Here is a 9,784-nt window from a genome sequence, read left to right as displayed (position 1 = left end):
CAAATCTCTATTATCAGCAGGTATCTTATAAAAATTTCCCATATCAACAGCTTTAATCATATCTTCTTTATTTATTAAAGTTTCATAAGTTTTTTCACCATGTCTAGTACCTATTATTTTTATTTCTACATTAGGATTAAATATTTCCTTAATTGCTAATGCTAAATCCATAATAGTACAAGCTGGAGCCTTTTGCACAAATATATCACCGTTTACAGCATTGTTGAAAGCAAATAATACTAAATTTACTGATTCATCTAATGACATTAAAAATCTAGTCATATTAGGGTCTGTAACTGTTAAAGGTTTATTTTCTTTACACTGTTTTATAAATAATGGAATAACAGAACCTCTTGAAGCCATAACATTTCCATATCTAGTAGCACATAAAGTGGTATTACCATCATTTGGTAAATTTCTAGACTTTGAAATCATTAATTTTTCCATAATGGCTTTTGTCATACCCATAGCATTAATAGGATAAACAGCTTTATCTGTTGACAACATAACAAGTTTTTTTACTTTATTTTCTATACATGCATCTATTACATTACTTGAACCAATTATATTAGTATGCACTGCTTGTATAGGATAAAATTCACAAGAAGGTACTTGCTTCAACGCTGCAGCATGGAATACAAAATCCACGTTTCTTAAAGCTTCATTTATGCTTTTATAATCCCTAACATTACCAATATAATATTTGATCCTATCATCTTTTAATTCTGTGCGCATTCTATCCTGTTTTTCTTCATCTCTAGAAAATACTCTTACTTCTTTTATATCAGTATTGTTTATAAAGTATCTAAGCATTTTATTACCGAAAGATCCGGTACCACCAGTTATTAATAAAATTTTATCCTTAAACATAATAATTACTCCAAATTATTTATTTGTTCTTTTACTGTAGGTATATTTAATTTACTACATAATTCCTTAATAGATGATAAACTTCTATCACATATAGGATTAGTTATATATGGTTTTATTTTTAGATTTAAATCATATTTCTCATTAAAATATTCTAACATTTGATATTTGCTTACTATATTTTTAGAATGTATATGAAATAAATCTTCTTCATATAGATTATTTTCTATTATTTGTTCACAAATTATGGCATATTGTTTTGTTGTAATACCATTCCAAAAATGATTTAAAAATCCGTTTACAGACTTTCCCTTTTGTGATTTAGCCCAAGAAATTAAACTAGCATTTTTATGTATTTCCTCACCTATGATACTTGTACGTAATATCATACATTTACCTCTAGGTTCACCTAAAGATTTTGATTTTCCATATTCATCTAAGGCATTATGTCCATCGATTTCATTATATTTACCTTTAAGTCCATCAAATACACAGTCTGTAGTTATATGAATAAATTTAATATTATTTTCTTTACACCAATTAGCAGCATTCCATGGAAATATAGAGTTTATAAATATAGAATCTCGCATATTATTAAACATAAATGGTTTTATAATACCAATACAATTTATAACATAATCAAAATCTTTATTTAAATTATTTATATCATCAGTAAGGGAGTCAAATTTGATACCTTTATTTTTATCAAAATTATCAAAAGCTACTTTTTCATTCCTATATGTAAAATGAACATTATAATTTTTGTTGTTAATGAAATGCCTAGCAACGGTATTGCCAAGCATTCCAGTTCCGCCTAATATTAAAATCTTTTTCATTTTGCCTTCTTCTTAATTGTAATTTTTATTCCAAATATATTTATTGTTAAATATTTATCATTATTTTGAATAAATATTCCAAAATTATTATTTTTATAATTGCTAGTAGTTATATTATTGTTAGTAGTTAGAATATTTGAATTATTATATTTTTTTAATTGTTCTAATATAATTTTATAGTTTTCATCTAATTTATAATCTTCAATCATATTTTTATAAATATCTAATATTCTATAAGAATAAATCATATGATTGTAATTTTTTATAGCAAAATCTAATGATTTTTTACCTCTCTCTTTTACTTCATCCAAATTATCTATTAAATATTGTAATTTTTCAGTATATTCTTTTTCTTCACAAGCAATACCGCATTCAGGAGAATTAATAACTTCTGGTAAAGATGTACCACTAATTGATAAAACCATCTTTTCACAACTCATAGCCTCTGCCGCCATAGCTCCAAAAGCTTCCTGTCTTGAAGGCATCAAAAATATATCACATGCTTGATATAATTTAGCTAGAAGGTAATCATCTTTTATCCATTCATATGATAATATTTTGTATTTATTTTTTAATTTTTTTATTGCTGTTTCTGATGTACCAACAGTTATTAAAACTATTGTTTTATTGGTATTTATATTTAATAAAGCTTCTTCTATAATATCCATTCCTTTATATATATATCCATCTGCCCTAAACATTAATGTAATTGAATCTTTATCAATACCTAATTCTTTTTTTGCTTCTATAATATCTTTAGGTTTGAATTTATCTTGATCTATACCAAAAGGTATTCTATATATTTTTTTATTTTTCCATATAGGAGATTCTTTTAATTTATCTTCCATCCATTTTGAAGCAACAATTGCAACTATATTAGAATTTTGTATTGCTTGTTTTTTTATTTCAAATTTGAATGCTGTATCATCATTTTCAATTATAAATGGTTTATCTAAATAATCGCAGTCATAACAATGATCTTTCCATTTTTCACAATCAAAATGATAAACGCAATGTCCGCTAAGAAAATACGGATCATGTAATGTTATAACAGTTGGTTTTAATTTTGTAATTAATGGCAAATATTTTATATCAAATTCTGTATTATGTATTAGATGTAAATGTAATAAATCTGATGATAAAAACAAATTATTTTTTATTAATGATTCTGTAAAATTATTGACATTTGTATTATATACATAAGTATTTTCATCATCTGATTCTTTTATATTAACTATATGATTGGCATCTATTCCTAGTTCTCTTAGATATATATGCAAATTATGTCCATTAAATTTATTTCCTACTAAATCTCTATCACCTATTTGAAGACATGAAAATTTAGAAATAGATAGTAAATCATATAAATCTTTTTCAATATTTTTATCTGAAAATAAATTATTTAATTTTACACAAAATTTTACTAATACATAGTCACTTATATATTCTGATTCTAATTTGATTTTATCTTTTAAAACTTGAAACATATTATGATGTATATAATTAATAAGTTTTTTATAAACATCAATATCTATATTTGATTCATATCTATCTTTTATTACAGAACATAATTCAAATATTCTGTTGAATACAAATTCTATATTGTATATAGTTAATTCATAATCCGGTAAATATTTTATTATTAGTAAGATATTTTGATAAAGTAATTCAGAAAAATATTTACTTGTTAATTGATTATTATGAATACGATAATGGTATATTATATCATTTGTATCTATAGGTAAAATTATATGATTTTTATTGATACGAATCCAATAATCATAATCTATAACTAAGTGAAAATCACTATCTAATGTATATTCCCCAATTTCATTAAAAATACTTCTTTTGTACAAAAAAGCTCCGCCTACAGTACAAGATATTAAATTAGCCAATTTGCCGTATTTTTTGGTGTCTATTACAAATTTATTAAAGTTGCTATGATTTAAAGATTTATCTGTATAAAAATTAAGCATATTTCCATAACATAAATCACAATTATTATTCAATAAAAAAGTAATTAATATTTCAATACAGTTTGGAAGTAGAATATTATCATCAGCTGTCCAAGTCAAATAATTACCCTTAGATAGAGAAAATCCCCTATTTAAAGAATAAGCTTGTTTCATATTTTTTTCGTTTTTGTAATATGAAATTCTTGAATCTTTTTCAATATATTTATTAACTATATTATTAGTAGAATCTGTAGATCCATCATCTATTATAATTAATTCCCAATTTTTATAAGTTTGATTTAATATTGAATCTATAGTTTCAGATATATATTTTTCTCCATTATAGGTTGGAATTATTATAGATATTAAATCATTGTTCATAAACTACTCCAAATATTGTAAATAATTTTTTATATTGTCAATAGATTCTTCTCTATATTTCATTTGTAATGATGTAAGTTCATTTTGTAATGATATATAACTATTTTGGTTCATATTAATAGCTTTTACCATAGCAGAAAACAAATCATTATTTTTATATATGATAGAATTATTTTTATTTAATCCAAAAGTTTCAGAAAATTTTTCATCTATCAAAGGTATTATTGAAAATCCTAAACTTAACTGTAAAGCACCGGATACATTTTCATTTAAATATCTATTATGTTCTTCATTATTAGGATCAAGTAAAAATAATAAATATTGTGATAGTTCTATAGAAGAATATAACTCTTCAAATCCTAAACGTCCTTTAAAACGAATATAATCTTTTATAGAATCATCTATTTCAAAATCACCATAACCAACAATATCTATTCTAAAATTTCTAATATTACATTCTAAAAGTTTTTTTATTGTAGCTTCCAAAACATAATGTCCTTTATACCCTTTATGTATTACTCCTACTGCTATAAAAACAATAGTATTTTTATTTAAATTATTTGTTTTTTTTATTTCTCCAAAATAATTTGGATTTATCATTTTAGTTGTATATTCTTTATAACTTCTTGGTAATAAAGTAAAAAGTCTATTTTCTTTTATAATATTTTCTTCATTTTCTTTAGCAAAATTTTTAGCATCATGTTCAATAATAATTGTTTTATTTTTAATAGTATGAGGTATATTTTTATGTATTACGAATGGATCATGATCTATATAAACCCAATCAGTACTTATAAATATTAATTTATAATTTGATAAAAAGTTATTATTTAGAAACATTTTTAAAAATGGCTTACTCATATATATATAATTTACATATACATTATTACTATTAAATCTGCAAAAAGGATTTTCTTTTTCTAAATTTTTATTCAAAATAAATTGAATATTATAACCAATATCTAAAAGATATTTAGCATAACTTACTAATGTTTCACCATGATAATAATTAGCTTCAATAATTAATATAGTTTTATCATTATTAATTTTTTTTAATTTATTTATTAATTTATTGAACAAAAATAAATTAATAATATATAAAATGATGTTTTCTTTATTTTTTTTTATTGTTATACGAAATCCTAATAAAATAAAAATGATTTCAGAATCAGATTCAGAAAAATTAAAAAAATTATTTATTTTCATAAATTATTCACTTTATTTGTAAAATACATCTTTAAATTTATCTTTTAGTTTACGAGTAGGTATAAAGCCTGATATAAAATTAAATAAATTATTTAATCTATTATTGGTATTATCAATATATTTTAAATTTTCTTTTATTGCCGCATTAATATTATCAAAGCTATCATTCATATATTTATCTATGTTATTTAGTCTATTATGGGCATCAATATATTTAATATATTTCTCTAATACCTCAATTTTATTATCAATTTTTTTTATATCTACAGGAACATAATCCGTTTCCTTGAATCTCTTATCCCATTCTAATATTCCTTTAGCTTGTTTTGCTGCAAATTCTAAAGTTTTATTATTTAATGGAGGTGCACCATTACAATATTTACAAAATTCTACATAACCTACATTGTTGTATTTTAATCTAAACTCTATTAATTCCTTTTTATTAACATCTTCAGACAAATCAAAATATGCATTTTTATCTTCCCCTACTATTCCTGCTGTTTCTGCAAAGCTATGATATGAACAAACATAAATTCTTTCATTTTTTATTTGAGAATAAATACATCCACAATAATCAAATCTCTTTCTTTGTTCTTCTTCATTTAATAATGAATAATCATAATCAGGCGGATATGTTTCAAACCAAGACCATTTAATACCAGCATCAATCATTTCAACATTAACATCATATTCTCTTAATTTTTTTATATTTTCATTAAATATATTTTTATGCTGAGGAACCTGTTCTAAATAATTGTCTATTTGAATAATCATATTACTCTCTTTAAAAGTTCTGCATAAATTATTATTGAGACTTTTTATATTGTTTGTTGGCATAACAAAATCATTTATTTTATCTCTGTAATTATTATTTATGTATCTTATTAATTCTATTAAATATGGATATAGAATTGGTTCACCTCCTGTTATATGTAAAAGACCTACTTTGTCTACATGTTTGAAATATATATCTATATCCTTTTTTAATTCTTCAAGATCTCTATGTTTTGTTTTTTTATTGTAGGGATTATAATTAAGACAGGATTTACAATTTAAATTGCATACAGTTGTGATAACTATATTATTACTTGGCATATACACTTTATCATAAGCATATAAAGCAAATATGGATATATATTTATTAAGAAAATCGTCTCCATAATTAATTAAAATATGTTCACCTAACTCATTTATAATAAAATAATTTATATTTTTTCTTAAAAATTTTGAAATTAAATATTCTTCTATATAAGGACAATTACCAAAAATTAATATAGTTTTTCCAATTAAATCAATATTATATAGATCATTAGAAGATGGATTAGCAATTATATCTATATTAGCATTTAAAAAACTTAGATGTTTTTTAATTCTGTTTGCTTTATCTATATCACCTAAAAATAATAAATCTTTATTTTGCTTGAAAATGTTTCCTATTTCATCAAATTCATGCCCTTTATTTTGCCATTTCATATTTTCCTCCAAATGTTTTCATTAACATATTCTGTATAACCAAGTATTATCCTAACTACTTTCATGGATAAGTTATCAACATCATAGTCTTCTACAGTTTTTGGATATATGTTATTTTTATATTGTTCTGTAACAACTTCAACGGCTTTTAATACTCTATCTTTTTTGTATCCGCACATTATTAATGTACCCTCGTCATTGCCTTCAGGTCTTTCATGAGCATTTCTTATAGTTACGGCTGGAAATTTCAATATAGAACTTTCTTCTGTTATAGTACCGCTGTCTGAAAGAGTACAGAAAGAATTTTTTTGTAATGCTATATAGTCAAAAAATCCAAATGGCTTAGAAAAAATAATATTATTGTGAACTTTAATGTTTCCTAATTTATCTAAAAGTCTTCTAGTTCTAGGATGAGTTGAAAATATTATTTTATAATCATATTTTTCAGACAATGCATTTAATGATTCTATTAAAGATATTAAATTAGATTCTATATCAACAACTTCTTCTCTATGCGAACTAACTACAAAATATTTATTTTTCTCTAATGTTAATTTATCCAATATATTTGAATTATTAATTTTATCTTTATATATTTCAAATATTTCTTTCATAGAAGAACCAATCTTTATAATTCTTTCAGAGGCTATACCTTCTCTTTGTAAATAGTGTCTAGCCTGTTCAGTAATTACTAAATTAATATCTGCCAAATGATCTACTATTTTTCTATTTATTTCCTCAGGAACTCTTTCATCAAAACATCTGTTCCCAGCTTCCATATGAAACACGGGTATTTTTCTTCTTTTTGCTGGTATTATAGAAAGACATGAGTTAGTATCACCATATAAAAGTAATGCATCAGGTTTTTCTTTTTCCATAACCTCATCTGAATTTGCTATAATATTTCCTATCGTTTTTGATAATGTTAAATCAGCGACATTTAGAAAGTAATCAGGTTTTCTTAATTCCAAATCATTGAAAAATACTTCATTAAGTTCATAATCAAAATTTTGTCCTGTATGAACTAATATATGCTCAGTATATTTATCTAATTCTTTTATAACCCGGGTAAGTTTTATTATTTCAGGTCTTGTACCAAGTATAGTCATTACTTTCATGTTTTATTTAACCCTTTTAGTATTTTTATTAATTATTAATACAGTTAGAAAAATGTAACAGTACTTTATAAAATATACTATTACTCCTTTTTATAGTTATTTTTATTTTTAATAATTTTATAATTAAATAGCTATAATTATTATACATATAGAATATTTTATTTGAAATTTTATTATATTTTGAGGATTCAAAATTTATATCTATTAATTTATTTTTAATATCAATTGACTCTAATTCTTTTTTATAAACTTTATCATCTAAACTACAAGCTAAATATTCATCTATAAAATTAAAATAATTATTATAAGCTAAATCAACAATAATTAAATAATCGTTATTGTAAATAATTTTTACATTTCTTAAAGCTTCTTTTTTTATTAATAAAGTATATAGCGGTATATAAATTTTCTCATTCCATAAAAATACAATATTTTCAAATTGTTTTAAATTATCAAGTTTATATGTATTGTTATTTAAGTATTTCTTTTTATTATTAATCACTATATAATATTTACTATATGAAATATTAATATGAGGATTATTTTTAAAATCTTCCATTTGTATATTAAATTTATTTTCTAATAAAATATCTTTTGATCTTAGAAATTGTATAAAATCACCTTCAATAAAATTAAAAATATTTTCTTTTTCATTTGTAGGAATTATTTTGTATTTTATATTTTTTAATAAAATATCAATTTGATTTATTATACAACTATTATCTGTAATAAATAAAATTTCTATATTAATATAGTTCTGTTTTAAAACAGAATCAACGACATTTTCTAAGTTACTTAAATCATTATCTATATAAATTACTATAGATATTTTATTATGATCATTGATATATTTTTTATTTTTTTCTAATAATATATTCTGTTCTTTATTTATGTAGGCTATTAAATTTGGAAAGTCTTTATGTATATTTTTCATAATTCTTAATACATTATATTTATTATAAAAAATATTTTTGTAATCATTTTTATTAAAACTAGAAAGTGCATTTATAAATATTTCTTCAGCTTCTGATATCATATATGTTTTTCTTGTTGAACTGTCTTGTTGCTGATGTAATCTATACTGTGCTAAAACTTTTGGAATATATCTTATTTTATATTTATCCTTAAAAATTTTTAACCATAATTCATAATCTTGGCAATATTTAAGTTCTTCATTAAAGAATGATACTTTATAAAAAATATCTTTTGGTATTAATAATGTACATCCATATAAACAGTACATTATAGCAGCATAAAGGCCATTATTTAAATATCTATATTCATTTTTTGAAGATATTTCAATTGCACTTATTAAATTATTATTTTCATCTATAAGCTCATATCCTGAATATATTATAGTATTCTTATCTTCAAGTTTATTTAATTCATTAATTTGTTCTTCTATTTTAGTATTAATATATAAATCATCATGAGAAAGCCATGAAATGTATTTTCCATTTGATTTCTTTATACCGAGATTTAAAGCACTAGATACTCCTCCATTATCTTTATATATGTAAACAACTTTATTTGAAAAAGTTTTCACAATATTGGCAGTATTATCTGTGGAACCATCATCAACTACTATTATTTCTATATTTTTATAAGTTTGGTTAAGAGCACTATTTATAGAATCTTTTATAAAGTTTTGACCATTATAAACAGGTATTATTATTGATATCAAAGGGTTAAATTTTGTCATAATATTGTACTCTTTTTTTAATCACAAAATTAAATTCTAAAGTATTCTTAACATTTATATTATTAATAGAGAATATTCTAATGTTTGTGTAAAATACATCCGATATTATATAGAAGAAATAATGTAGTAGTTTATTATTTATATATTTTAGTTTTTCTTCTTTTTTTAAATAATAATTATATAATTCATCATCTGGAACTATATATGTTATATAATAATCTTTGGCATCTATACTTCCAGTTT

At 22.0% G+C, this 9,784-nt stretch carries 7 protein-coding genes and 1 pseudogene; all 8 read right to left on the bottom strand.

Translation table 11 applies throughout. The annotated features are described in order from the left end of the window. Nucleotides 1–870: UDP-N-acetylglucosamine 4,6-dehydratase family protein (locus EZH24_RS03445; RefSeq protein ID WP_137997734.1), on the bottom strand; the 870-nt coding region annotated here is incomplete at its 3' end. Between the two features lie 5 nt (nt 871–875). After that, the gene (locus EZH24_RS03440; RefSeq protein WP_137997733.1) at nt 876–1,706 is read right to left on the bottom strand and encodes a sugar nucleotide-binding protein; all 831 of its coding nucleotides are present in this window, start codon (nt 1,704–1,706) and stop codon (nt 876–878) included. After that, nucleotides 1,703–4,042: a glycosyltransferase gene (locus tag EZH24_RS03435; protein ID WP_137997732.1), complete on the bottom strand. Its 2,340-nt coding sequence runs from the start codon at nt 4,040–4,042 to the stop codon at nt 1,703–1,705. Before EZH24_RS03435 ends, EZH24_RS03440 begins: the two co-directional genes overlap by 4 nt. Nucleotides 4,043–4,045: 3 nt before the next feature. After that, nucleotides 4,046–5,248, bottom strand: a complete 1,203-nt coding sequence (locus EZH24_RS03430) for a hypothetical protein (RefSeq protein WP_137997731.1) — start codon at nt 5,246–5,248, stop codon at nt 4,046–4,048. A 12-nt stretch (nt 5,249–5,260) separates the two neighbouring features. Continuing rightward, nucleotides 5,261–6,721: a radical SAM protein gene (locus EZH24_RS03425; protein WP_137997730.1), complete on the bottom strand. Its 1,461-nt coding sequence runs from the start codon at nt 6,719–6,721 to the stop codon at nt 5,261–5,263. Then, nucleotides 6,718–7,839, bottom strand: coding sequence for a non-hydrolyzing UDP-N-acetylglucosamine 2-epimerase (wecB, locus tag EZH24_RS03420; RefSeq protein WP_137997729.1), 1,122 nt, complete (start codon nt 7,837–7,839; stop codon nt 6,718–6,720). Before wecB ends, EZH24_RS03425 begins: the two co-directional genes overlap by 4 nt. Before the next feature lie 28 nt (nt 7,840–7,867). Continuing rightward, nucleotides 7,868–9,541, bottom strand: a complete 1,674-nt coding sequence (locus EZH24_RS03415; RefSeq protein WP_137997728.1) for a glycosyltransferase family 2 protein — start codon at nt 9,539–9,541, stop codon at nt 7,868–7,870. After that, a pseudogene (locus EZH24_RS15015) lies at nt 9,528–9,784 on the bottom strand (hypothetical protein); the annotation flags it as partial. The pseudogene EZH24_RS15015 and the gene EZH24_RS03415, both read right to left, overlap by 14 nt.

The organism is Brachyspira catarrhinii (assembly GCF_005518285.1).
Lineage (GTDB): Bacteria > Spirochaetota > Brachyspiria > Brachyspirales > Brachyspiraceae > Brachyspira > Brachyspira catarrhinii.
This window is presented reverse-complemented; position numbering and strand designations above follow the sequence as displayed.

What these genes read in the sequence shown, in the direction of transcription:
- EZH24_RS03440 (WP_137997733.1), bottom strand. Translation starts at nt 1,706, where the DNA reads ATGAAAAAGATTTTAATATTAGGCGGAACTGGAATGCTTGGCAATACC.
- EZH24_RS03415 (WP_137997728.1), bottom strand. Translation starts at nt 9,541, where the DNA reads ATGACAAAATTTAACCCTTTGATATCAATAATAATACCTGTTTATAAT.
- wecB (WP_137997729.1), bottom strand. Translation starts at nt 7,839, where the DNA reads ATGAAAGTAATGACTATACTTGGTACAAGACCTGAAATAATAAAACTT.
- EZH24_RS03430 (WP_137997731.1), bottom strand. Translation starts at nt 5,248, where the DNA reads ATGAAAATAAATAATTTTTTTAATTTTTCTGAATCTGATTCTGAAATC.
- EZH24_RS03435 (WP_137997732.1), bottom strand. Translation starts at nt 4,042, where the DNA reads ATGAACAATGATTTAATATCTATAATAATTCCAACCTATAATGGAGAA.
- EZH24_RS03425 (WP_137997730.1), bottom strand. Translation starts at nt 6,721, where the DNA reads ATGAAATGGCAAAATAAAGGGCATGAATTTGATGAAATAGGAAACATT.